Origin of the sequence: Diplocloster hominis (genome assembly GCF_032380655.1) — a bacterium.
Lineage (GTDB): Bacteria > Bacillota > Clostridia > Lachnospirales > Lachnospiraceae > Diplocloster > Diplocloster hominis.
Genome location: NZ_JAWDIY010000015.1, coordinates 92315 through 118522, shown reverse-complemented (window position 1 = coordinate 118522; position 26208 = coordinate 92315). Strand labels below are relative to the sequence as shown.

Genomic DNA, 26208 nt, shown 5'->3' with positions numbered 1-26208 from the left:
TATTGTCTCTCTCCAATCGCGACAATACGGCTGCGCCGTTCCCACTAAGGATTCTTACTGTATGAAACGATATGAATCATCGGCATTTCTTACTCGTTATATCATCCGGTAGATAATTATTCCCAGAATGACACCGATAATGCTGGCTATGGTTATTTTAATATGAAGTCCGAACGTGATGACCAGAATCCCCAGATTCAGGATAATAGGACTGTCCAGTCCGAACTGCTGCCCGTAATTCAGCCAGCTTAAGAAGGATACTCCTTCTGTCAGGGAGCCGATAAAGCCACCCAGTACAATTCCTGCCAGAATGAGCAGAAAACATGCCCACGCATTTTTACCTGCTGATGCTCTCATAAACCTTATCCTCCGATTTTTTATTCTAACACAAAACAGGATGCTTGTATATCTATAATTTCCTTAATAATTTGTTAAGCAAGAGGCTTAAATCTCTGCGCAATGGCCTCAGCGGTCTTCATTCCGTCCATGGCCGCCGACATGATTCCTCCCGCATATCCCGCACCCTCTCCGCAGGGATAAAGCCCCTGTATCCCGCTTTCATAAGAAGCGTTCCGCAGGACCCTGACCGGGGAAGATGTGCGGCTTTCCACACCGGAAAGAATACAGTCCGGCCTTGCGAATCCCGGTATTTTATTCGCGAACAACGGCATGGCTTCCAGAATAGACCTGGATAAAACATCCGGGAGGACCTCCCGCAGATCCGCGAATTTCCATTCCCCTTTGATGGAAGGCGCGATATCTCCCAGTTCCCGGCTGGGCACGGCCTCCTGAAAATCTTTCAGAAGCTGGACAGGGACTCTGCCTTCCCCCGCCCGGAATGCGGCCCGCTCCAGTCTTTGCTGAAATTCGACTCCCCCGAGAAGATCCCCGGAGCCAAAATCATCCGGGGTGACTGTCACCACAATGGCACTGTTGGCGTTACGCCCGTCGCGGGCCTGGTAACTCATGCCGTTCACAGCGATGGCCTCCCGCTCGGAACTGGCATTTACCACATACCCTCCCGGACACATGCAAAACGAATATACGCTGTGTCCGGTGGAGACGGACGCCGTAACCTTATAATCCGCAGCAGGCAGTTTTCCCGCAGCTTCTGCCCCGTACTGTGCCAGATTGATCATGTCCTGGGGATGCTCCACCCGGACTCCCACGGCAAACGGCTTCGGCTGCATGGGAACGGCCAATTCTTTTAAACGGGCAAAGGTATCCCTGGCGCTGTGCCCAATCGCCAGCACCACCAGTTCGGCCGGTATGCGCCCGGTCCCGTTGACGATCACGGAACAGATCCGCTGATTCCGGATTTCCAGATCCGTCACCCTGGAATGGAACCGGATCTCCCCGCCCAGACGGATGATCTCCTGCCGGATATTTTTTACCACGGATTCCAGGACATCGGTACCGATATGGGGTTTGTGTTCAGTCAGGATATCCGGTGATGCCCCCGCTTCCGTGAAAATCTCCAGCACCTTCCGGCTGCGGCCCGCATGATCTTTGACCAGGGTATTCAGTTTGCCGTCCGAGAAGGTTCCCGCTCCGCCCTCCCCGAACTGGACATTCGACTCCGTGTCCAGGACCCCTGTCTGCCAGAAGCGTTCCACCGCAGACTTCCGCTCCTCCATACCGGCTCCCCGCTCCAGGACCAGCGGCTGGTAACCGTGCCGGGCTAACAAAAGTGCACAGAACAACCCGGCCGGGCCGCTCCCGACAATCACCGGCCGGGCTGTAAGCGGCTGCTCTCCCGGTACCGGGAACTGATACCGCTGCTTTTTTACCAGAGTCAGATTCTTACTGTTTCTCTTTTTCAGGAACTGTTGTTCCTTTGGGATGTCCACATCGATAGCGTAGACATAGAAGATGTCCGGCTTTTTTCTGGCATCGATGGAGCGCCTTACGATATGGTAATTCTTTATCTGTTCCGGAGGCAGCTTCAGGGCGTCTGCGACCGCCTGCCGAAGCATATCCGGGGTATGCCCGATGTTCAGTTTTAACTGTTGAATGCGGATCATTGTTATTCCTTTCCTGGCAGCCGGCAGCCGGCCGCACGATTATCTTCTGCTGCACTGGTACCTCCGGCTGCACTGGTGCCGGCAATATAGCCGCTGGTCCAGGCCCACTGGAGATTATAACCTCCGCAGGCTCCGTCAATATCCAAAAGTTCACCGGCCAGATACAGGCCCGGGACGATCCTGGACTCCATGGTAGCGGGATCAACTTCTTCCGTATCTACTCCTCCGGCGCAGGTCTGCGCCTGATCAAAGGAATTGGTACCGGTGATGTCCACCGGATATGCTTTCAGCAGCAAGACCAGCTTCATCACTTCTTCCGGCGCAAGCTGGCTCACCGGCAAAGACGCCTCCAGCCCGGCCTTATGAAGCACCACCTCCGGAAGCTTCCCTGGCAGCATACCGGTAAAGAACTGCCCCAGCCGCTTATACGAGATATGGCGGATTCGCTGCTGAAACAGCGTCAACAGATTATCCGCCGTAAACGCAGGAAAGAAATCCAACCATACCTGGACCTTTTTCTGCTGTTCCAGCGCCTCTGCGGCAAAACGGCTGACCTGAAATACAGGGATACCTGATATCCCATACCCGGTCAGCTGGACTTCTCCCTGATCTGACTGAACCGGATTCCCTCCTACCCGTAAGGTCACCATCGCTTCCGCACGGATGCCGGCCAGCTTCTGGAACTCCTTACCGGCCGCCTTTAACTGCACCAGTGCCGGCAGAGGCTTCACAATCCGATGCCCCAGCTGTTCGGCCAGCTGATACCCGCTGCCGTCCGAACCTGTCTTCGGAGCCGCTTTCGAACCTGTGCACAGGATCAGGGCATCGGCCGGATAGGTCCAGCTTTCTGTTTCTATCATAAAATGCTTATCTGCGGATATAGACCGTATGGCAGAATTACAGGATATTTTTACATGCTGATGTTCATTTTCAGCTCTCAACACTTCCGCCACGTCAGCCGCCTGATCGGAATGCGGGTATAGATATCCGTTTCTGTTTTTTGTATAGATCCCCAGTTCGCCGAAAAATCTGATCGTATCCGGCACGGAAAACCGTTTGAAAGCCTCCCATGCAAATTCCGGATGTGTCCCTCTGTAATTATCCGGTGATTGACTGATATTTGTCAGATTACACCGGCCGTTGCCGGTTAAACGGATTTTTTTCCCGATCTGTGACGTATGCTCCAGGATGGTCACCTGGGCACCTGACCGCGCCGCAGCGATGCCTGCCATCAGCCCGGAAGCCCCGGCGCCCACGATCACGACTTTTTTCATAGGCTTACCACTCCCGCGTCGATCAGCTTCTGCAATGACATCAGTATTCCGAACTTGGCATGGGGCCATGTGAGCCCTCCCTGGAAGTAAACGGCGTAAGGCGGCTTGATGGGACCGTCCGCGCTTAATTCTATGGAGGAACCCGACACGAACGCTCCCGCGGCCATGATCACGTCACTGTCATAACCGGGCATCGCCCAGGGCTCCGGAGTCACATGGCTGTCCACCGGAGCTGCCGCCTGTATCCCTTTACAGAACGCGATCACGCCCTCCGGCTTTCCGAAAGTAACCGCCTGTATAATATCATGCCTGCTCTCCTGCGCATTGGGTACCACAGGAAATCCCAGGGTCTCATAGACATTAGCCGCAAAGACAGCCCCTTTTAATGCACTGGCCGTGACTGTGGGCGCCAGAAAGAAGCCTTGATAAAAAGAATTCAGTATCCCCAGAGTCGCTCCCACTTCCTTCCCCAATCCAGGTGAGGTCAGACGGTACGCACAGTTTTCGATCAGCTCCTGTTTACCGACGATATAGCCTCCGATCGGAGCCAGACCGCCGCCGGGATTTTTGATCAGAGATCCCACACACAGATCCGCCCCCACGTCGGTGGGTTCTACCGTCTCCACGAATTCCCCGTAGCAATTGTCCACCATACAGATCACGTCCGGCTTTATCTCCTTTACAAAACGGATCAGCCCGCCGATTCTCTCTACAGATAAGGTGGGCCGGGTCTGATAACCTTTAGACCGCTGGATGGTTACCAGCTTCGTTTTCGCGTTTATGGCTCTTCGGATATTCTCATAGTCAAAACTGCCGTCCTCCATAAGATCCACCTGCCGGTATGTGATTCCATACTCAGCCAGGGAACCCTTGGAAGGCCGGATCCCAATGACTTCCTCCAGCGTATCATAGGGTTTCCCAACCGGGGAGAACAGCTCGTCCCCCGGGCGCAGATTCGCCGCCAGCGCCACCGCCAGCGCATGGGTCCCGCAGGTCAGCTGGGGCCGCACCAGAGCGCTTTCGGTATGAAAGGCTGATGCGTATACTTCCTCCAGCGTATCCCGCCCCAGGTCATTATATCCATATCCGCTGGTAGCCGCAAAGCACGCTTCACTTACCCTGTGCCGCTGCATGGCGCTGATCACCTTCAGCTGGTTATATTCCGCGTTCTTGTCGATCTGCTCAAAACGTTCTGCCAGGGTCTCTTCTATCTTTTTCCCAAATTGAAATACCTGCGGGCTGATGCCCAGCTCTTTATAGATTGCTTCTGTCATTGCTCTTTTTCCTTTGTTCACCTTTCCTGAATGTCGATTTACTCAAAATAGCTAATGGGGACATGTCCATTTCAGTTTGGGACATGTCCATTTCGGTTTGGACATGTCCCAAACTGGATTGGACATGTCCCCATTTATATTTGGTTTAGCATGAATGCAAGAATCCGGTCTTCGTCGTTGTCAAAATCCGGTTTGTTGACCCAGATCACATCCCGCTCTCTTTTGAACCATGTGAGCTGGCGTTTTGCAAAATGCCGGGTGTCCCGCTTGAGAATGTAGACTGCGTCCTCAAGCGTACACTCTCCGTCGAGACAGGCCAGGATTTCTTTGTAGCCCAGACCCTGCATGGAAACCATTTCTTTTGTGCAGCCCATGGCTTTCAGGGCACGAACCTCGTCCACCAGACCGTCCGCCAGCATCTGATCCACCCGGGCATCAATCTGCTGATAGAGTTTTGAACGGTCGTCATTTAATACGAAGTAGGAGAAACGGTAGGGGGATTCCTTCTGCCTTTCCGACTGATTGTGAGCGGATATGGGCTGGCCTGTCTGCCTGTAGTATTCAAGCGCACGAATGACACGCTTGATATTATTGGCATGAATGATCCTGGCTGACTCCGGGTCAACTTCGGATAACCGCCCGTGCAGGTAAGACGCCCCTTTTTCCCGGGCCAGCGCTTCTAATTCCTCCCGCACAGACGGATCCTCCCCGTTTTCAGTAAAATCAATATCATATAAAACTGCCTGGATATAAAATCCGGTACCTCCGGTAAGGATCGGTATGTTCCCTCTGTCATAGATCTGTTCCATAGCCTGATAAGCCAGCTCTTTGAATTTTACCACATGAAACTCTTCAAAGGGGGACAAGACATCGATCAGATGATGAGGCACTCCCTGCATTTCTTCCCGCCGTATTTTTGCGGAACCGATATCCATATGCCGGTATACCTGCATGGAATCCGCAGATATGATCTCTCCGCCGATCGCCTTGGCCAGACGTATGGATAACCGGGTTTTTCCCACCGCTGTCGGGCCTGTCAGTATCACAAGCGGTCGTTTCATGTTGTCACCTTCTGTCTTAAAAATCTATACTCCGTCATTTCTGCCTCAGACAATCCTTTTAAATTTCTTTTCCAGTTCATATTTCGACATGGAAATAATCGTCGGCCTTCCATGCGGGCAGTTATATGGATTCTCCAGCTCTAAGAGTTCGTCGATCAATGCTTTGGCCTCCGCCCCGGACAAAACCTGATTCCCCTTTACGGCGGCTTTGCACGACATGGACGCGATCTTTTGATTGATCATATCTGCTTCCATCGTAATATGAAAATCCGCCAGCCCGTCGATTAATTCGATCAGCAGATCTTTCTGCGCAATTCCGAACAGATTGTCCGGAACAGCTCGGACTGAATATTCATTGCCGCCGAAGGGTTCGATCTCAAACCCGATCTGTGTAAAATAGTCCTGATAACGCTTCAGCAGCTCCGCCTCCTGCATGGTAAGCGTCAGAATGATAGGCGGGCTTAGCAGCTGGGACGTAAACTCCCTGGACGCCAAACTTTTCATGGTTCTCTCGTACAGGACCTTTTCATGGGCCGCGTGCTGGTCGATGATATACAGATGATCCTGGAACTGTACCAGCCAGTAGGTCTCAAACAGCTGACCGATGATCCGGTGTTCCATTCTGGAGTCCTTATCCAGCAGACGGTGCTCGAACAATTCCAATTGTTCTGCTTTTGTAATTTCAGAAGCATCCGGCCGCGTTCTTATCCCGTCCGCTGCCGCCGCACTTTCAGCTTCCGCGCTTTCAACTTCCACACTTTCAACCTTCGCGCTTTCAGCCTCTTCGCTTACCGGGCCTGTCCATCCCTGCGCGTCCGGCCGGCCGTAAATACTTTCTTCCTGTACAAATGCCGGATAATCTGATTTTCCGTTCTGCGCCTGGTTATCCTTATATAATCTATTTTGATGGACTTCCTTTGACGGAATCTCCCCGCTGTCCTCTCCCGGTTGAACCGTTTTATGAATAGGCTGTATCTGCTCATAGAGACGCTGCGTCTCCATCTGCGCCTCATGGTTGGCAATCACGCGCCTGCGCATTTCCTGCATAAAATATTCCAGGTTCTTCTGGCCCGGATCTCTTTCCTTGTCCGGTGCCGGCTGGACGCTTTTCCTGCTATCAGAAGGATTCCCCTGTTTTTGCGTCTCATATTCCAACCCATAAGAAATTTTTCCTTCCGCGGCTTCCTTTACCGGGACACCAGGACGCTCGTTCCTCCGTGTCAGCCGCAGATCCAGTCTCTCTGACGAAAACGGTCCCGCGTTATCATTTCGCACTGCCTTTTCTTTTTGTTCCAGGTTTTCCGCTTGATCCGCATTTTCATATTGTTCTATGGTGGTCGCTTGATCTGGGATAACATTTTGCCCGGCTGCCTCTTTTTGATCCTCAGCCGCCTTTCCCTTCTCTTTGCCAAAATCCAGAGTAACTTCCGGAATCAGCTCTCTGCCGGACAGCGCATCCTTCAGTGTCCGGACGATCAGCCCATAGATCTCCTCCTGATTGGAAATGCGCAGCTCCATCTTGGTCGGATGCACATTGACATCCAGCAGATCCCCCTCGATGGTAAAATGCAGGACGGCAAACGGGTATTTGTGCTGCATCATAAAGGTTTTATAGGCATCCTCGATGGCCTTGGATATAATCTGGCTTTTAATATACCGGCCGTTGATATAATAATTTTCGTAATTCCGGTTGCCTCTGGATATGACCGGCTTGCCGATGAATCCCCGGATCTGCACTCCGGCATCCCCGGCCTCGACAGCGATCAGTTCCGAAGCGATCTCCCGGCCATATACACCGTAAATGATATCCTTCAGGTTTGTATTCCCGGAAGTGTGCAGCTTCACCTGTCCATTATTGATGAATTTAAAGGAAATGTCCGGATGCGACAGCGCTAATTTGATCAGCAGGTCATTGATATAACCGGCCTCCGTCATAGCGGTTTTCAAAAACTTCTTCCGGGCTGGCGTGTTATAGAAAAGATTTCTAACCAGAAATGTGGTCCCGTCGGGAGCTCCCACTTCCTCCAGACTGACTTCTTTTCCCCCTTCGATAATATAGCGGATTCCCGTGGTATCTGCATGGGGCTTTGTCACCAGCTCCACCTGGGCAACCGCGGCTATGCTGGATAAAGCCTCGCCCCTGAATCCCAGGGAGTGAATCGTCATCAAATCCTCCACTGCCCGGATCTTACTGGTGGAATGACGCAGGAACGCCGTCGTCACCTGATCTTTCTCAATGCCGCTTCCGTTATCTGTGATCCGGATGAAGCTGGTCCCGCCCTCTTTTATCTCTACCGTAACCGAGCTGGCCCCGGCATCGATGGCATTCTCCGCCAGCTCCTTAACCACGGACGAAGGCCGCTCGATCACTTCACCGGCCGCGATTTTGTCGATTGTGTGTTGATCTAATACTTCTATTCTACCCATATTTTCCTCCCGCGGCAAAGCTCCTACCACCGGTTTTTAATCTTGTTCTGCAGGCGGTAAATGGTATTTAACGCGTCAATCGGTGTCAAGGTACTGATATCGATATCCCTTAATTCCAGAATTATATCATCGTCCCGGACCGTGTCGAACAGGGAAATCTGTTCCACGTCCATAGAATGGAGGGATTCCGTAATAAATCCGCTGGAACCGGCCGCGATATCCCTCGCCTTCGCCGTAATATCCGCGTCGCTTAGCTCCTCCACCAGTTCTTTTGCCCGGTCGATAACCAGATCCGGCACACCGGCCAGCTTGGCCACCTGGATTCCGTAGCTCTTATCCGCGCCGCCTTTGACGATTTTTCGCAGGAAGACGATATCATCCCCCTTTTCTTTTACCGCGATACAGTAATTGTTCACATTGTTCAGTTTTCCCTCCAGCTCTGTCAGCTCATGATAATGAGTGGCGAACAAGGTCTTTGCCCCCAGAAGCTTCGGATTGCTTATGTACTCCACTACGGCCCACGCGATGCTCAATCCGTCAAAGGTGCTGGTTCCCCGGCCGATCTCGTCCAGGATCAGCAGGCTGTCTGAGGTGGCGTTCCGCAAAATGTTGGCAACCTCTGTCATCTCCACCATGAAAGTACTCTGCCCGGACGCCAGATCATCGGACGCGCCCACCCGGGTAAAGATCCGGTCCACGATCCCGATATTGGCACTTCTGGCCGGCACAAAGCTGCCGATCTGGGCCATCAGCACGATCAGCGCCGCCTGCCGCATATAGGTGGATTTTCCAGCCATATTCGGCCCCGTGATAATGGAAATTCTCTTATCCCTGTGATCCAGATAAGTATCGTTCGGAATGAACATATCGTTGGCAATCATCCGCTCCACTACCGGATGCCTGCCATCCTTGATATCAATGATCCCCTTCTGATTTATCTTCGGACGGACATAATTATTGCGTTCCGCCACCAGCGCTAAGGAGGCAAACACATCCGTCTTTGCAACCGCCCGGGCTGTGGTCTGGATACGCACCACCTCTTCTGCGATCTGGTCCCGGACCTGGCAGAACAGGTTGTATTCCAGCACTGTAAGCTTATCCTCCGCCCCCAGAATCATATCCTCCAGTTCTTTTAATTCAGGAGTAATGTAGCGCTCGGCATTTGCCATCGTCTGCTTCCGCACAAAATAATCCGGCACCATATCCTTATAGGAGTTTGTAACCTCCAGATAATAGCCAAATACTTTATTAAACTTTATTTTCAGATTTTTAATCCCGGACTTTTCCTTTTCCCTGGCTTCCAGATCGGCCAGCCAGTTCTTCCCTTCGGTCTTGGCGTGCCTTAACTTGTCCACCTCTTCATGGTAGCCGTCCCGGATAATTCCGCCCTCCCGGATTGTGATCGGAGGTTCCTCCTGGATCGATGATTTCACCAGTTCATACAGGTCGCTTAACTCATCAATTTCCTCATAGATCTCCTGAAGCAGCGGCGCCTGCAGATTCTTTAGCAGGAACTTAATATGCGGCAGCATATACAGGGAACCGGCAAAGGCATTCAGATCCCTTGGCCCGGCGGTTTTATAGCTGATCTTGCTGATCAGCCGTTCCAGGTCATAGACCGGATTCAGATACTCCCGGATCTCCTCCCTGGTAATCGCGTTCCGGTTCAGTTCTTCGATGGCAGAGAGTCTTTTTTCGATCTCTTTTTCATTGATCAAAGGCTGTTCTATATAGCTGCGCAGCATACGGGCTCCCATAGCCGTTTTTGTTTTATCCAGTACCCACAGCAGCGAACCCTTTTTTTGCTTTTCCCGCATCGTTTCCACCAGTTCCAGATTTCTCCTGGTGGAGCTGTCGATCACCATAAATTTTCCGGTGGCATAGGGAGTCAGAGTGGTCATATGCTGAAGCGGCGTTTTCTGTGTCTCATAGAGATACTGCAGCATGGCCCCTGCGGCGATGATCCCACAGTCGTAGTCCTTTAGTCCCAATCCATCCAGGCTTCCCACCTGGAAATGCTCCTTGAGCACCCGGATACATTTCTCATCGTCAAAATACCAGGCATCCTGGGAATAAATCGTGATACCCAGCCTGTTCTGCAGATCCTCCAGATCCATCCCGCTGACATAAAAAGAGTCGTTGCAGATAATCTCCGATGGCATATATTTATGGATCTCATCGATCAGTTTCCGGTCCGTATCCAGTTCAGTCACCAGAAACTCCCCGGTGGTGATATCGGAAACCGAAACCCCGTATTTTTCATCCAGATAGACAATGCACATCAGATAATTATTTTTCGACTCATCCAAAGTCTGCGTATTGAAATTCGTTCCCGGTGTCACGATACGGACCACTTCCCGTTTCACCAGGCCTTTGGCCATCTTAGGGTCCTCCACCTGCTCGCAGATCGCCACCTTGTATCCTTTTTTCACCAGCTTCGTCAGATACCCCTCCACCGCGTGGTAGGGAATCCCACACATGGGCGCCCGCTCCTCAAGGCCGCAGTCCTTTCCCGTAAGGGTGATCTCCAGCTCCCGGGAGGCCGTCAGCGCATCCTCAAAAAACATCTCATAAAAATCACCCAATCTATAAAACAAAATACAATCCTGATACTCTTCCTTCGTCTTTACGTACTGCTGCATCATCGGTGTTAATTCTGCCATCTGTGAAACCTTCCTTATCTTCGCGTATTATCCGTTTTATTATAGCACCTGATTTCAAGGAACACAACAACCTGATTTCAAGGAAAATCCAACCACTAGATGTTGGGTTGTAGGAAGGTTTCCCTGGATACAATCGAAAAACGGGATGATTCCGCACCTGAGGCGTCGGTGCCGCGCCAGAGGCTTACGGAATCAGTCCCGGTTTTTCCTGCATTTGGATAGTTCAGAACAGGTGGTTTTCTGCCCATTGCTCAAATTCAGGGATGGGCATGGGCTTTGCATACAGATAGCCCTGGATGAGATCGCAGTGCAAGACTTTTAGAAAACCGAGTTGTTCCTGGGTCTCTATCCCTTCTGCGACTGTTTTTATGTTCAGATTTTTGGTCAGTTCCATGATACACGCCAGAATGTGCTGGCTTTTGGGGTTTGTGATGTCCTGGACGAATTTGCGGTCCAGCTTTATCGTATCGATATCAAATTCTTTTAACAGGCCCAGGGAAGAATAACCGGTGCCAAAATCGTCCAGGGAGCATAAAAATCCCAGTTTATGCATGGCCTTAATATTTTCTTTTACGATTTCGATTCTCCTGTCGTCGAAGAATACGGATTCGGTCAGTTCCAGCTCAATCATGCCATCCGGTATCTGGTGTTTTCGGGCGATTTCGGACAGATGAGGCAGCAGATCCGGATTCCGGAAATGCTGACGGGACAGATTGACTGATATCGGGAAAATTGGCTTATTCTCTTTTCTCCATCGTTCTATCAGGGCGCAGACTTCCCCGAACATATAATTATCCAGACGGCAGATATTTCCGTTTTTTTCAAACAAGGGAATAAACTCCGAGGGAGGGATCATTCCCCGTTTCGGGTGCTGCCAGCGGACTAATGCCTCCGCCCCCATTATGCGGCCGCTGTACGGACATACCTTAGGCTGAAGATAAACCTGAAAATCGTGATTTTGCAGGGATTTGTCGAACAGGTCGTTTAGTTCATGCTCCTTCTGCAGCCGTCTGGTGATCGCAGAATCATAGTAAGCGACCGGCTGCTGTGATTGATATCTCTGGGCGCGGCAGGCTGTCTTGGCTCGGTCCTGAATCAGCGTAATATCCATAGAAGGCTGATCCACCAGATAAGCTCCCTGTGAGATGGTTAAATAATAGGGTTCTTCCCTGTTTTTATTAAAGGAGTTCACCTCTTCCAGTATCCGGTCCAATCTGGATTGGATACGGTTCCTCTCCGCTTCTTTTAAGCACAGGAAAAAGTTATCGGCTTCCCCGCGGGCGCACAGCTCGCCGGGCTTAAGATTTCTCTTCAGGACTTCTCCAATATAACGCAAGGTGGCATCTCCGGACGGGCTCCCGAAATTTTCATTGATCAGTTTGAAGTCCTTCATATTCAGTGATATCACCGTGTATGTACCTGCGGGAGCCTTCTGCAGCATTTCTTTGCATTGCAATTGAAAGGCTGCATTGCTCATACCGCCGGTTACGGCATCTTCAAAAGCGATCCGCTCCAGCGCTTTTCTGTGGCTGCAAAACGTATTGGTAACGATCAGCAGGGACAGCGCGAATACCAGAATGATCCCTGCGGTAATCAGAAAGGTTTTCGTCACATACCGATCCGTATCCTGGCTGATCAGATCCGCCGGAACCAGTGTCAGCAATACCCAGTCATAAGGCTCCAATGTATCATAGGAAAGAACCAGTTCTGAACCGTTAAGGGCTGTAAAGGTAAAGACCCCTCCCTGCCGGCTGCGCATATTATCCCGCATCTGGTATATGGACTGAAGTTCCCGCTGCCTGGTTTTCGTCTCTTGTGTAAATATATGATCCAGTCTTAAAAAAGGGTCCAGATCCGTGGGCGAGATTATGACATTTCCATCGCTGTCCGAGATGCAGGTCAGGCCCTTCCCGTCAAAGCTGTGGGGCTGGATTAGTTTCTGCATATTGGCTTTACTGCGTATTCCGGACAGAACTCCCACAACCTGCCCATCCTCATAGAACGGAACAGAATAGAGAATGCTCTGTCCATCCAGGAAAGAGACCCCGTTATTACCCTTTAAAGCGTCCTGCACTCCGGGAAGCTCCAAAAGATTGTCCACGGTGATTCCGGTCGCATAGCTTCTGCCCGTACAGGAACTTATAATCAGGGAATCAAATTCCAGTACGGCGGCCTTCCGGTCTAAAAATTCTTTTAATCCTTCTACATCCTGGTAATCGTAGATTTTCAGCACACTGTCTTCCAGGGCCAGCATATCCTGGGTGATTTTCTTCAATCTCCCCTCAATATCACTGGTTAATTGAAGAGATACATCTTTTACATATCTCTGTGTCTTATGTGAAATAATGTTATGAAGTTCGGCCGCATTCCAGACCGTAATGACAGACATGGCAAGAATAATCACGGTCAAAGCTATGATTGGTATTTTCACTTTTTTCATAATTGCTCCTGAGTGACTCATTTTCGATCCTTCATTCTCTTTATGATAAATAATATTTTAACAAAACAAAAACTGACACACAAGATAGTATTTGAGTACGTAAGCATATAGCTTGTTACCATTTTTTGTGATACATTAAACAGGGAGGGATTGGAATGAACAATAAAAGAACGTTATTTGACTATCTGTATCAAAATTTGCGCAAGCAGATTACAACCGGCCAATTCGATTATGGCAGCTCCCTGCCGTCCATGAGCCAAATCTGCGAGATTTACCATGTAGGTATACGCACGGTCAAAGATGTACTGCACGTGCTGAAAGAGGAAGGTCTCATCCGTACACAGGAACGGAAACCGGCGGTTGTGATCTACCGTTGGCCCGAAAACGGTGCAGCGTCCTCTTGTGTCCCGTATATCTTAAGATGCCGTACCGCCATTGCGGATGCATATAGAACGCTGGAAATCATCATGCCTCTTCTGCTCTCTTTTTCCGTTTCCGTCTGCGATGTGCGGAGCATGGAACATTACGCTTATGCGCTGTCATACTCCAAAAAAACCAATTCAAAGAATGGCTGGCGGACCGTCAATTTCCTGCTGCACGATGTATTACATGCGTCAGGGAACCTGTTGTTTCATGAATTGTATTCGAGTCTGCGGGTTTATGCCCACGTACCTTTTTTTGTGGAATACCGCTCCCCCGCCGACAAACCGAATTTACAGAATGCCCGCAGGTATCTGTCTGCCATAACCCAGGCCCTGGAAAAAAGCGATTCCCAGAATGCCAAACGCTGTTTCCAGGACATTTATCATGAAATCACTGATTATATCCTTTGTCTGCTCGAAGAATTTTCAGAGAATTATCCGAATGTACCGGACGATACGGATGTCTCCTATGTATGGCATGCAGAGCGTGGCCGGGATCACTATTATACCCAGATTGCCCGGGACCTCATCAATAAAATAGGGACCGGCTTATATCCATCCGGTTCCTATCTTCCGCCGGAAGCAAAGCTTGCGGAACAATACGGCGTATCCGTATCCACGATACGAAAAGCCCTTTCCATATTAAATCAACTGGGCTTTGGCCAAACCTTAAACGCCAAGGGGACTCGGGTGATCATGCAGGATGACCAGGCTACATTTCACTGTATGAAGGACAAAACCTTTCGCCATGATACACTGCTTTATCTGAGCGGCCTGCAGCTCATGGCTCTGCTGATCGGGCCTGCTGCGCTGCTCGTTTTCGACCGGTTCACAGCTGAGGATCTCAACGCCCTGCAATCTCACTTTGAGGAACAGCAGGCGATACCATTAAAAGAGATTTTCTTCTGTATTATGAAATATTTAGATTTGCATCCTTACCGGGTTATTTTAAAGGAAATTAACAAACTGCTGTTATGGGGATATTATTTCTCTTTTTACAGCGGCAAAAGCAATAGTACAAACCAGCTGAACTTAATCAGCCTGAAAGCTTTTCATTGTCTTCAGGCGGGGGACGCCGCCGGCTTCGCCACCGGCCTTTCCGCCTGCTACTGTCATATCCTGACGGTGGTCCGTGATTTTTTGATCAAATGCGGTCTGCCGGAAGCCGTGTCGATCCGGACACCACCGGTTTTTACTCCGTAATCTGCCGGTGATTGAATATCTTGCGGATTGCCCTGCAATAAATAGCTCTCAGCAATATAAAATGCAGCGGTAACCGCTCAGGGTCAATCGCTGCATTTTATTACTTCCCGGATTTTATTACTTCCCGGATTTTTTCTTACAACATTTCTTCCAAAGTCGCTCTCACAGCTTTGATGAATCCCTCGCTGCTCAATACGGTCGGATTCTGAATAGAGGTGATCAGTGCCAGGTCCTTCGTCATCCTGCCGTCTTCTATGGTCTTGATGCAGGCCTTCTCAAGCCGGTTGGCGAATTCGGAGAGCGCAGCGTTCTGATCCAGCTCCCCGCGTTTGCGCAGTGCCCCGGTCCAGGCGAAGATCGTGGCCACAGAGTTGGTGGAAGTCTCCTCTCCCTTCAGATGCTTGTAATAATGTCTCTGAACCGTTCCGTGGGCCGCCTCATATTCAAAATATCCGTCCGGAGAAACAAGTACGGAGGTCATCATAGCCAGAGACCCGAAGGCGGAGGAGATCATGTCGCTCATAACATCCCCGTCATAGTTCTTGCAGGCCCAGATGTATCCGCCTTCCGACTTCATCACACGGGCTACCGCATCGTCGATCAGCGTATAGAAATATTCAATACCGGCGGCATCGAATCTTTCCTTGTATTCGTTATCAAAGATCTCCTGGAAAATATCTTTGAAGGTATGGTCATATTTTTTGGAAATCGTATCTTTGGTGGCAAACCACAGGGTCTGCCTGGTATCCAGCGCATAGGTAAAGCAGCTTCTGGCAAAGCTTTCGATGGACTTGTTCAGATTATGCATTCCCTGGATGATTCCGGGACCGTCAAATGCATGAATCAATTCCCGTGTCTCGGTTCCATCTGCTGCCGTATATACTAACTCTGCCTTGCCCGCTGCCGGAATCTTCATTTCCGTAGCCTTATAGACGTCGCCGTAGGCATGTCTGGCAATGGTGATGGGTTTTTCCCAATTCTTCACACAGGGCTCGATGCCTTTTACCACGATGGGAGCACGGAATACGGTGCCGTCCAGGATCGCACGGATCGTACCGTTGGGACTCTTCCACATCTCTTTTAAGTTGTATTCTCCCATTCTGGCCGCGTTGGGTGTGATGGTGGCACATTTGACCGCCACGCCGTATTTCTTGGTGGCTTCGGCGGAATCAAAGGTTACCTGGTCATCGGTCTCATTCCTGTGCTCCAGTCCCAGATCGTAATATTCCGTGTTCAATTCAATGAACGGGAGTAACAACTCGTCTTTGATCATCTGCCACAGAATCCGGGTCATTTCGTCTCCGTCCATCTCTACCAACGGGGTCGCCATTTTGATTTTTTCCATTACTCATCCTCCTAGTTATTGTAGCCTTTATTCTCCTGGGAGTGCCGTATCGTTTCTGCCGGGCCTCAAACGAGAATATTTTCCAGACCGTATTTGCTGATATTTTCCATAGTGTTCATGATATGTTCGTTTGCCAGGCTCTCCGCCTGCCCTTCATCCCTTTCACGGATCGCCTCCACGATTTTGCGGTGCTCCTCATTGGACTTAAACGCCCGTTCCGGGGTTGCGATCGATATCTTACGAACACGCTGGACATAGTGATGAAAATCCGAAAGGACATGATCCAGGATCTTGCTGCCTGACGCATCATACAGCAGCTGATGGAACCGGTTATCCAACTCCAGTACCTGATCATAGTGTTCTTTTTCCGCGTGAAATTCTGACAGATAGATATTTTCTTCCAGCTCGCAAAGCTGCTGTTCCGTGATGAATTCCGTGGCCCACTTGGCGCACAGCCCTTCCAGATACGAGCGGATGACATAGATATCCTTCACATCCTTGATGGTGATTCCGGTCACATAGGCCCCCTTGTTGGGGATCAGATTGACCAGTCCCTCAAGCTCCAGCTGCCGGATCGCTTCCCTGACCGGGGTTCTGCTGACTCCCAGCTCTGTAGCGATGGCCACCTCCCGAAGCTCCTCGTTCTGTTTGTACTTGCCGCTTAAGATATCTTCGCGAAGCTTATGGAACACTCTTCCGCGGAGCGAGAACTTATCCGTCACTTCTTTTTGCACATCGTATTCACTCAAATCGGATCCTCCTATCGATTATAAAACAATCCCCAGCTCTTTACAAGCATTTGTGATAACAACCACCAGTTCATTGTCGGTGATCACGGTGACACGGCCGGTATCATACTCGGCGTCCACCCAGTCTTTTACCTTCTTTACAAGTTCGGAATTCTTATCCACCTGCCGCTGGTCTTTTAATTTATAGTATGTATTGATCCAGTGGGCGATCCCGGCCAGTCCGGATGTATTGGATACCGCTACCAGGGCCGGCCGGTTCAGGAATTTTCCGGTGTCAAAGATGTTGTATATCTCTTCATTCTTCAGCAGGCCGTCCGCATGGATACCTGCCCTGGTCACGTTAAAGTTCCTGCCTACAAACGGTGTCCTGGCCGGAATGTGGTAATCAATTTCCTTTTCGAAATATTCCGCCATCTCCGTAATGACGGTAGTATCCATACCATCCAGGGTACCGCGCAGCTGCGCGTATTCAAAAACCATCGCCTCTAACGGTGTATTTCCTGTGCGCTCTCCGATTCCGAACAGGGAACAGTTCACGCCGCTGGCTCCATAGAGCCAGGCTGTAGTGGAGTTGGATACCGCCTTATAGAAATCGTTGTGCCCATGCCATTCGATCAGTTCCGAAGGTACACCCGCATGGGTGGTTAGCCCGTAGATAATTCCCTGTACCGACCGCGGGATTACCGCTCCGGCGTAGTTCACTCCGTATCCCATGGTGTCACAGGCTCTTACTTTGATCGGAATCTGGTATTCCTCCATCAGTTTCATCAGTTCCACACAGAACGGAATGACAAAACCGAAGATATCGGACCGGGTGATGTCCTCCAGATGACATCTGGGGCTGATCCCTGTCTCCAGACACTCCCTGACAATACTCAGATAATGTTCCATCGCCTGCTTTCTGGTCATTTTCATCTTATAGAAAATGTGATAATCGGAACAGCTGACCAGGATACCGGTCTCCTTCATGCCTATCTCTTTTACCAGTTCAAAGTCTTTTTTATTAGCCCTGATCCAGCTGGTGACTTCCGGGAACCGGTAGCCCCTCTCCATACATTTGTAGACCGCATCCCGGTCCTTCTTGCTGTACAGGAAGAACTCGCACTGGCGGATGATTCCGTTAGGCCCGCCCAGCTTATGAAAATAATCGTATATCTTCACGATCTGTTCCGTGGAATAGGGCGCCCTGGACTGCTGCCCGTCCCGGAAAGTGGTGTCTGTGATCCAGATCTGTTCCGGCATATTGTGCGGCACGATCCGGTCGTTGAACGCGATCTTCGGGATCTCATCGTAGGGAAATAAATTTCGGAATACGTTTGGCTTGTCTACGTCCACTAACGGGTAGATATGCTCTTCCAACTGAAGCAAATTTGTGTGTTCATTCATTTTAACCGGTCTGTTGTCCATAATCGCCACACTCCTCTTTCTCTTTTTTCAAGACTTTACTATTATTTTCCATTATTTAGGTATCATTGTATACAATAATACTCTATATGTCAAGCGCAATCTTGCTGCAGCTCCTGTATCATCCTCTCGCTCCTGTATCTCTTCGTTTTCATGACTGCGGCGAAAACTCCTCTGGAAATTAAAATGCGGCAGTAGATTTACTCTACCGCCGCACCTGTTTGATCCTTCCATTCTGGAAAAGGCCGGTGTCCGTTCCGGCATTCTAATGAACTGGCTGAGGGTGTCCTTCTAAAACATTATCATCTTCTGGCACTTTCATATTTGATATAGGTAAGCAGGCAATTCTGTAATTCCTTATACTTCTGCTGAATATCTTTCCCGCTCAAAGTAAGATCCAAAGACATCGCCAGATCATCCATTAATTTGTCGTCTATCTCCCTGCGGATTTTCTGGAGGATATCCAGTTTCTCCTGATTGGTGGAAGCATCCAAAAATTCCAGAAGCCTGGGATTCACTGTCCCCTCCCCTGAGCCGTCCGGATCGTTTTCTACCGGCTGTTCGCTCTCATCATGAATGTTCAAGCTTTCTATGGCTTCCATCCGACTGGCAACATTCCTGCATTTTCTGGGACGCACACGGTTCGTCTCTCCCAAAAAACGCTCCAATGGTTCCACATAGACCGGGAACTCCCCGCTTAAGGCCTGGTATACTATTTTGCATTTCCCGTCATCCACATCCTGTGCCACTGTAATAATTTGATATAATTTATCCGGATCGCGCCGGTAAAATTCTCCCGGTACTGGCTGCTGTTTATCCATCCTATCCGTCTCCTTTCGCTGCCGCCTCTTTACTGATAATGGATATACAGATATACATTTACAGATATCTATATACATAAGCACTATTTTAGTTGATTCCGGTTAATTTTGCAATACTATCAAAAATAAACAAACCGGAGCCAGCGGCTGGAAAACCGCATCCCCGGCTTGTTATTTCATTTTATTATTTGATTTTGTTATATGATTCCAATTTTTACCAGACACCCAAAAGGTCAGCAGCTTCTCTTATTCTCCAACGGCCCAGGTCAAAACCCTCTTCCACAGCTCCTTGTTCAATTCACTCTCACAAAAGGCTGCCGGCATCCAATGAGGGGCGCAGTCGCTGGCCCAGGCGAAGGTCCGGCCTTTCCCATAAGTACCCAGCGCCAGGATCGGATCACCATCAAATTGGGCGATCACTCTGGCTCCTTCCTTTGCGGTCAGCTTATTATATCCCAGCAAATAGGGCCAGGGGGAAGGAAGTCCGTCAGCCATCGGATCCTGGCAGGCTGTCACGGTAATTCCTTCGGGATGCTCTCTGCGGTCATCGGTCGGCATCATGGTCACCGGCAGAATGTCCTCGATCACCGTTTCGTGATACCGGCCCTTCCCTTCGATTCCCATGAAGGTCATGTAACCGCCGATCATTCCGAACGCGCCGCCCTGCTCCACATAGTCCGCGATCGCCTTCAGTTTGTCCGGCGTCCGGATACTGCGCTGGAAGGTGTCCGGATGCAGCAGAAAAGAATTGGCTCCCACATCACTGACCAGCACGGCGTCGTATTCCTTCAGTTTTTCCGCTGAATCCGGAAACTCTGTGGCTACCAGATGGGCCGGGATATGAGTGATATCCGCATATTCTTCCATATAAGCGCGTACACGGCCGATCTCTGTCTCATATCCCCCTATGGTAAACTGATCAAAACCTTTAGTTTCCGTCGTGGTGAAAAACCAGGATTCACCTGCAAATAAAACGTTAAATTTTCTCATACCATTCTCCTGTAAGATATAATTTTATGTACAGTGGACAGTTGCCTTTCGCTTCGCTCTCTTATCGGTTTTCACAGTGCCTACGCCGTCCAATTTATAATCATCTTCGCATAGGACTCGATGGCTTTGAAAAACTGGTCTTTTGTCAGGTATTCATTTACCACGTGGGCGTTCTGGCAGGTTCCGGGACCATATACGACTGTGGGAACCTTAGCGATATTGGTAAAGTGTCTGGCGTCGCAGCCTGCGGACATTCCCGCGATCACTCTTCTGCCGGTGACATCCAGGGCCACATCTGCCAGCGTCTGTACCAAAGGGTCATTGGCGTCTGTCTCAAAAGGGGCGCAGTCCTGGAACCAGTGGAAGCGGATCGGATGATCCTTCAGCCACTCGTCGCCGTTTGCCATGGCATTTACATAATCTTCCACTTCTTTCACCACTTCGTCTTTGTCTACCAGAAACCGGTTGCCCAGCTTATCCAGCTCCGAGGGATAGTACTCGATTTCGAATTTCATCAGGCAGCTTTCCGCTACGGTGGACGCCGCTACCCCGCCCTGAATGTAACCGAAGTTGATCGTGGGAGGATCTAACAGCGGATGACGCTTGGTGGTCAGCCATTTTAATTCCAGTTCCCGCATACAGTTCATGACTTTTACCATCTTATCGATCGCGCTTTGTCCAAATCCCCTGAGACTGGCATGGATCGGAAGGCCGTCGATCTCAACTTCTCCCAGCCAGGCGCCCCGGTTCACCGGGAATACTTCCAGATTCGTCCCTTCCGCGATGATCACACCGTCGGCCCGGTATCCCCTGTCCACGCAGGAGAGGGAACCATTACCCCCGCCTTCCTCATCTACCACGCTCTGGATCATGATATCGCCCCGGGGCCGAAATCCCGTGGAAAGTACCAGTTCCAATGCCAGTATCGCAGCGGAAAGGCCGCCTTTCATATCGTCTGTGCCCAGTCCGTACAGCTTCCCGTCTTCCTCCGTCATCTCCCACGGATTATATTTCCAGCGTTTCAGCTCACCGGAAGGCATTGTATCGATATGGCCGTTCAAGATCAGGGACTTGCCTCCTCCGGTTCCTTTGTAAGTACCGACTACATTCGGCCTGTTTTTGTACTGATGCCCCTGGTTATAACCGGGATGTTTACTCATGCGCTCGTTATCCGGCTCGAACATATCCACTTCACAGCCCAGATTCTTCAGATACTCCGCCAGGAACTCCTGTGCCTTTGCTTCCTGTCCGTCTTCTCCGTGGCGGATGACGGAAGTATCCATCCCTATGAGTTTTCTTAAGAATTCCAGATAATCTTCCTGCTTTTCCTGTATGCTTCTTTTAATCTCGTCCATATTCCCCTCCAGTTAATCGCTCTTCAGTCTGTCCAGTCCGACTGCCACGATGATGATTGTCCCCTGCATGATCAGCTGCCAGTTGGTCGAGATATTCAGCAGGTTCATGCCGTTTGCTATAATTCCCATAATCAGGGCCCCCAGGAATGTTCCCCAGAGACGTCCCTTTCCTCCGGATGTACTGGTGCCGCCGATTACACATGCAGCTATGGCATCCAGCTCCAGTCCGTTTCCTGCTCCCGGCTGTCCGGAGAACACACGGGAAGCCAGGACAACGCCGGCGATTCCTGCGGTCAGTCCGCTGATGGTATGGATCAGTACCTTATTTCTGGATACCGGTATTCCCGATAACCTGGCCGCTTCGATATTTCCGCCGATCGCATAGATGCTGCGGCCGAATTTTGTGTATTTTAACACGATGTAGCCGATCACATAACAGACCACCATGATGATGACAGGAATCGGAATCGGTCCTAAATATCCCCGCCCCAGGACCTTAAAAGCAGCGGGCAGACCGGTGATCGGATAGGAATTCGTGATGACCAGCACCACTCCTCTGGCGATATTGAGCATACCCATAGTCACAATAAAGGACGGTATCTTCGCGAACGTGTGTATAGCCCCATTTAGGAATCCGCAGAACACGCTGGCAAGCAGCGCCAGGAAGATACAGATTCCCATGTTCCATCCGGATTTCAGGGTAAGCGCTACGATAATACCGGATAATGCCGCCAGGGAACCTACACTCAGGTCGATCTCCGCGGATATCAGGACATAGGACATTCCGATGCCCAGAATGGCCACGATCGTCACCTGCCGCATAATGTTCAACAGGTTTTCCGCTGACAGGAACACCGGTTTGATGATCGCCAATATCACGATCAGCACAAGTAAAATCAAGACGATGGCCAGATCATTCCAGTTAATCCTTTTCTTCGTTTCTACTTTTTCATTCATTCTGGTTCCCCCCGGTTGCATAATGCATTATCTTTTCCTGTGTTAACTCTTCTTTCATCAGTACGCCTGCAATCTTTCCTTCAAACATGACATTCACTCTGTCACAAAGCCCGATAATTTCCTGCATCTCGGAGGAGATCAGAATAATCGATTTCCCCTGAGCCGCCAGATCCGTGATCATATTATAGATCTCCATCTTCGCGTTGACATCGATTCCGCGGGTGGGTTCATCCAGTATGATAATTTCCGGCCCGCAGTTCAGCCATTTGGCCAGAACCACCTTCTGCTGGTTTCCGCCGCTTAGATATTTCGCAGTCTGGGTCTCTGACGGTGTCTTGATCATCAGCTCCTTAATATACCGGCGGCACAGTTCTTTCGCCCGTTTGGCGGAGAAGAAACCTTTGACCATGGCGTTTTCCGGTTTTGCCATCACGACATTGTCCATAACGGACAGTTCGGTGACCAGCCCTTCCCCTTTCCGGTCTTCCGGCAGGAAGCCCAGTCCATTGTGGATCGCGTCCTTGGGGGAATGGATCGATGCCTTTTTACCGTTTATCATCACGGTCCCCTTCGCCTTCTTATCCGACCCGAACACCGCTTTTAATGTCTCGCTTCTTCCGGCCCCCACCAGTCCTGCGAATCCCAGCACTTCCCCTTTTCGCAGGTCAAAGGTGATTCCCCGGACTTCCTTGTCATTATGCAGGTCCTGTACCTGCATAATGACATCACCGACTTTATTTTTCTTTTCCGGAAATACCTGGGACATCGGCCTTCCGACCATGTACTCGATAATCTTATCCAGATTCACATCCTGAATCCTGCCGCTGCTGATAAAAGTTCCATCCCGCATAACCGTGTAGGAATCGCATATTTCAAATACTTCCTCCATCCGGTGGCTGATATAGATCATCGTGATCCCCTGCTCCTTCAGATTCCCGATGACCTGGAACAGTTTTCGGGTTTCCCCTTCCGTCAGGGCGGAGGTAGGTTCGTCCATGATCACGATTCTGGCATTCAGCGAGATCGCCTTGGCAATTTCAATCATCTGTCTTTGTGCTACACTTAACGTTGAGATCAATACTTTGGGCGATATATTCATGTCGATCCTTTTCAAGACCTCAATGGCGTCCTTGTTCATTTTTTTCCAATCCAGGAATCCCGCCTTTTTCGGCTGCCGTTCCAGAAAAATATTTTCTGCGACCGACATCTCCGGTATCAGGTTCAGCTCCTGGTATATGATGGATATTCCAAGCTTTTCTGAATCTTTTGTATGACGGATGTTCACTTCCTGGCCGTCGATCAGGATTCTGCCCGTGTCCTTGCTGTATGCCCCTGAGAGAATCTTCATCAGCGTTGATTTTCCCGCGCCGTTTTCACCCAGCAGTGCATGGACCTCACCTTTTTTCACGCCAAAGCTTACTTCTTTTAACGCCTGTACACCTACAAAAGATTTACTGATGCCCTGAAACTCCAATATGTATCCGCTGTCCATAAGCCTTCGTCCCTCTTTTTTAAATTCCAGTTTTTAGCTGTGTTCTTTTCCATGACATCCTGTGTCAGATATCTGCTACTGCAGGTCCGATGCGTAGAAAATCTTATCCTTCGTGTACACGCCGACCTCTACCGTAGTATCCGCTTCCAGAGTTTCTCCGGCCAGCACTTTATCTACACATTCTACCGCTGTCTCCGCCAGCTTGCTGGGGAACTGCATGATACTGCCTTTATAACATCCGCCTTCCGCGATCACGTTCTGTTCCTCCGCCGAAGCGTCGAAGCCGATCACTGCTATCTCATCTTCCCTGCCCGCAGCCTGGATCGCGTCATAAGAACCCAATCCGCCGTCTGCGCTGTAGGAAAATACAAGATCTACCTTATCGTTGGCCGTCAATACATCTTCCATGACGCTCATAAAGGATTCTCTGGAATCGGCGCCCTGTTCTGCCACGATATTCGCTTTCGGACATTCTTTGGACAGGATATCTTTGAAACCGTCGATTCGTTCAACCGCAGCGATAGACATAGGGTTGCTTAAGAATACAATATTCGGAGTCTCATTGCCTTCCAGTACGTTCTGGAGTGCCCATTTTGCGGCCAGCTGTCCGCCCAGGAAGTTATCGGAACCAATGTAGGTCTCGAATTTGCCGCCGCTTGGCCTGTAATCCACCGTGATGACCGGAATTCCTTTTTCCTCACAGGTATCCAGCGCCGGAATGATCCCATTGCCATCCACACAGGTCAGGATAATGGCGTCCACACCCTGCGCACAGAAATTCTCAATGGCGTCGATCTGATTCTGCAGATCCATATTCGGATCGTTAAATACGATTTCATATTTGTCCTTAGCCGCTTCTTCAATCCCCGCCTTGATATCCTGGAAGAATTCATACTGAAGGGTCATCAGGCTGACACCCAGTAACTTTTTCTCTCCGTCTGCTTCTTTGGAATCAGCAGGGGCTTCCTTCTGCTCATCTGCCGCAGACGCTGCCGACTCTTTGGGCTGAGCCGCCGCAGGTTCCCCTTCTTCTTTTCCTGAACATCCGATCATACCAAGTACCATTGCTCCACAAAGTAAAACTGCCAGTAACTTTTTCATAGAAATACCTCCTGTTTTAGCTATTCATGTTTTAGCTATTCCTGTTTTTACTGTTCCCCAATCTTCTCAATAAACCCAAGGTGTTTCATCAATCCCAGCGTCAGTCGGACGATTTTAGCCATATTTGTCAGCTTGCTCTCTTCGTACACATCCTCCGGTGTATGCAGAATACCCTGATCATTAAAAGTGAGCATGCACACCGGAATCCCCTTCTCATAGTATGGCGCGTGATCGCTCCCAGGTGGGGGAGGGCAGATATAAACCGGCGTAAACTCCTCCAGGCTTTCATCCAGGTAAGCCCTTATCTTTCTCTCAAAGCTCTCCGGTCCGCTCCACACTTCCAGAACATTCTCTCTTCCCACGCCGTCCAGATTGATAACCGCTGCGGTCTTCTCCTGATCCCTGGCGCATCTGGCTCTGGCGCCTATTAAATCGAACTCCTCCCCGTCCGTCAAAAGGATCTCCACCTTCTTCTTCAGACGGTAAGTCTTAAGCCTCCTGGCCGTCTCCAACAGCGCCGCCGTACCTGCCGCGTTATCATATGCGCCCGTAGTATTATAGACCGTGTCAAAGTGGGCGCACAGCACCACCTTCTCATCCGCGTCTCCCAGACTACCCACCACGTCATAGCACCGGCTGTCAGGTTTCATTTCCGCCTGTACGAATCCCCCGATCCGCGCACCGCTTTCAACCGCCTCCAAAATCCTGCTTTCTTCCTCTTCTCCCACCATAAAATGCGGAAGTTCACCTGTTCCTGTGAACAGCATCTGTGGGATCGCACCGCCTCCTTTTCTGATGGTCACATACGCCTTTATTTTCCCTTCCGGGTCCACCACCGCGTATCTGTCCCATACATACATGTTCCAAACCCTGTGATATCCGGCAAACCTAAGCGTCCCCCCGAATCCTTCTGACGCCCCGCTGCCCAAAAACGGATAAGCTTTTAATTCTCCGCCTTCCGAATCCAAAAAACCAAGTCTCCAGTCACCAACCTCCCAAGCCGGAATCTCATAGACATCCTGCTTTGCATCCGGACAGATCCTGCCAAGACTCTCCACCAGGAAATCCGCCGCCCGGATCAGGTTCGCCGACCCAAAAGGCTTACATCCGATGTCAATCAGCCCTTTCCACTCCTCTTTCATCCCCTCAAAACCGGACTCATACATTCACCCAAGACCTCCTTCCCAACATTCACGCTTTTCACCT

General features: G+C 50.2%; 19 protein-coding genes. 1 reads left to right on the top strand and 18 read right to left on the bottom strand.

Annotated elements, in window-relative coordinates:
• Positions 1 to 96: 96 nt before the first annotated feature.
• The 8 genes from ABC831_RS14975 to ABC831_RS14940 form a co-directional block, all read right to left on the bottom strand.
• Entirely contained in the window at positions 97 to 357 is a 261-nt protein-coding gene (locus ABC831_RS14975) for a DUF4321 domain-containing protein (protein WP_158344347.1), read from the bottom strand.
• A gap of 74 nt (positions 358 to 431) precedes the next feature.
• On the bottom strand, positions 432 to 2024 hold the full coding sequence (locus ABC831_RS14970; RefSeq protein WP_343248912.1) for an NAD(P)/FAD-dependent oxidoreductase: 1593 nt from the start codon (positions 2022 to 2024) through the stop codon (positions 432 to 434).
• Positions 2025 to 2026: 2 nt separating this feature from the next.
• Positions 2027 to 3298: a BaiN/RdsA family NAD(P)/FAD-dependent oxidoreductase gene (locus tag ABC831_RS14965; protein ID WP_343248911.1), complete on the bottom strand. Its 1272-nt coding sequence runs from the start codon at positions 3296 to 3298 to the stop codon at positions 2027 to 2029.
• The gene (locus tag ABC831_RS14960; protein WP_343248910.1) at positions 3295 to 4572 is read right to left on the bottom strand and encodes a methionine gamma-lyase family protein; all 1278 of its coding nucleotides are present in this window, start codon (positions 4570 to 4572) and stop codon (positions 3295 to 3297) included. Before ABC831_RS14960 ends, ABC831_RS14965 begins: the two co-directional genes overlap by 4 nt.
• A gap of 134 nt (positions 4573 to 4706) precedes the next feature.
• Positions 4707 to 5633, bottom strand: coding sequence for a tRNA (adenosine(37)-N6)-dimethylallyltransferase MiaA (miaA, locus tag ABC831_RS14955; protein ID WP_343248909.1), 927 nt, complete (start codon positions 5631 to 5633; stop codon positions 4707 to 4709).
• A 45-nt stretch (positions 5634 to 5678) separates the two neighbouring features.
• Positions 5679 to 8060 (bottom strand): DNA mismatch repair endonuclease MutL, encoded by a 2382-nt coding sequence (gene mutL, locus ABC831_RS14950; RefSeq protein ID WP_343248908.1) that lies wholly within the window; start codon positions 8058 to 8060, stop codon positions 5679 to 5681.
• Positions 8061 to 8083: 23 nt separating this feature from the next.
• Positions 8084 to 10723 (bottom strand): DNA mismatch repair protein MutS, encoded by a 2640-nt coding sequence (gene mutS, locus ABC831_RS14945; RefSeq protein WP_343248907.1) that lies wholly within the window; start codon positions 10721 to 10723, stop codon positions 8084 to 8086.
• A 223-nt stretch (positions 10724 to 10946) separates the two neighbouring features.
• Positions 10947 to 13163: a bifunctional diguanylate cyclase/phosphodiesterase gene (locus tag ABC831_RS14940; RefSeq protein WP_343248906.1), complete on the bottom strand. Its 2217-nt coding sequence runs from the start codon at positions 13161 to 13163 to the stop codon at positions 10947 to 10949.
• Between the two features lie 155 nt (positions 13164 to 13318).
• On the opposite strand from ABC831_RS14940, the gene ABC831_RS14935 reads away from it, so the two are divergent.
• A complete protein-coding gene (locus ABC831_RS14935) occupies positions 13319 to 14788 on the top strand; it encodes a FadR/GntR family transcriptional regulator (RefSeq protein WP_343248905.1) in 1470 nt (489 codons plus the stop codon).
• A gap of 136 nt (positions 14789 to 14924) precedes the next feature.
• On the opposite strand, the gene ABC831_RS14930 is transcribed toward ABC831_RS14935, so the two are convergent.
• From ABC831_RS14930 to ABC831_RS14885, 10 genes are all read right to left on the bottom strand, one after another.
• Entirely contained in the window at positions 14925 to 16133 is a 1209-nt protein-coding gene (locus ABC831_RS14930) for an NADP-dependent isocitrate dehydrogenase (RefSeq protein ID WP_343248904.1), read from the bottom strand.
• Positions 16134 to 16198: 65 nt separating this feature from the next.
• A complete protein-coding gene (locus ABC831_RS14925) occupies positions 16199 to 16882 on the bottom strand; it encodes a GntR family transcriptional regulator (RefSeq protein WP_343248903.1) in 684 nt (227 codons plus the stop codon).
• Positions 16883 to 16900: 18 nt separating this feature from the next.
• Positions 16901 to 18289 carry a beta/alpha barrel domain-containing protein gene (locus ABC831_RS14920; protein ID WP_343248902.1) on the bottom strand — a complete coding sequence of 463 codons (1389 nt, stop codon included), beginning with the start codon at positions 18287 to 18289 and terminating at the stop codon, positions 16901 to 16903.
• 299 nt (positions 18290 to 18588) lie between these two features.
• Positions 18589 to 19107: a DUF1653 domain-containing protein gene (locus ABC831_RS14915; RefSeq protein WP_343248901.1), complete on the bottom strand. Its 519-nt coding sequence runs from the start codon at positions 19105 to 19107 to the stop codon at positions 18589 to 18591.
• Between the two features lie 246 nt (positions 19108 to 19353).
• Positions 19354 to 20097, bottom strand: a complete 744-nt coding sequence (locus ABC831_RS14910) for a glutamine amidotransferase (RefSeq protein ID WP_343248900.1) — start codon at positions 20095 to 20097, stop codon at positions 19354 to 19356.
• Between the two features lie 80 nt (positions 20098 to 20177).
• Entirely contained in the window at positions 20178 to 21452 is a 1275-nt protein-coding gene (locus ABC831_RS14905) for an ArgE/DapE family deacylase (protein WP_343248899.1), read from the bottom strand.
• 12 nt (positions 21453 to 21464) lie between these two features.
• Positions 21465 to 22409 carry an ABC transporter permease gene (locus ABC831_RS14900; protein WP_343248898.1) on the bottom strand — a complete coding sequence of 315 codons (945 nt, stop codon included), beginning with the start codon at positions 22407 to 22409 and terminating at the stop codon, positions 21465 to 21467.
• Positions 22402 to 23901, bottom strand: a complete 1500-nt coding sequence (locus ABC831_RS14895; protein WP_343248897.1) for a sugar ABC transporter ATP-binding protein — start codon at positions 23899 to 23901, stop codon at positions 22402 to 22404. The genes ABC831_RS14900 and ABC831_RS14895 overlap by 8 nt, the downstream gene beginning before the upstream one ends.
• Before the next feature lie 75 nt (positions 23902 to 23976).
• Positions 23977 to 25002, bottom strand: coding sequence for a substrate-binding domain-containing protein (locus ABC831_RS14890; protein ID WP_343248896.1), 1026 nt, complete (start codon positions 25000 to 25002; stop codon positions 23977 to 23979).
• Positions 25003 to 25049: 47 nt separating this feature from the next.
• On the bottom strand, positions 25050 to 26168 hold the full coding sequence (locus ABC831_RS14885) for a M28 family metallopeptidase (protein WP_343248895.1): 1119 nt from the start codon (positions 26166 to 26168) through the stop codon (positions 25050 to 25052).
• Between the last annotated feature and the right edge of the window lie 40 nt (positions 26169 to 26208).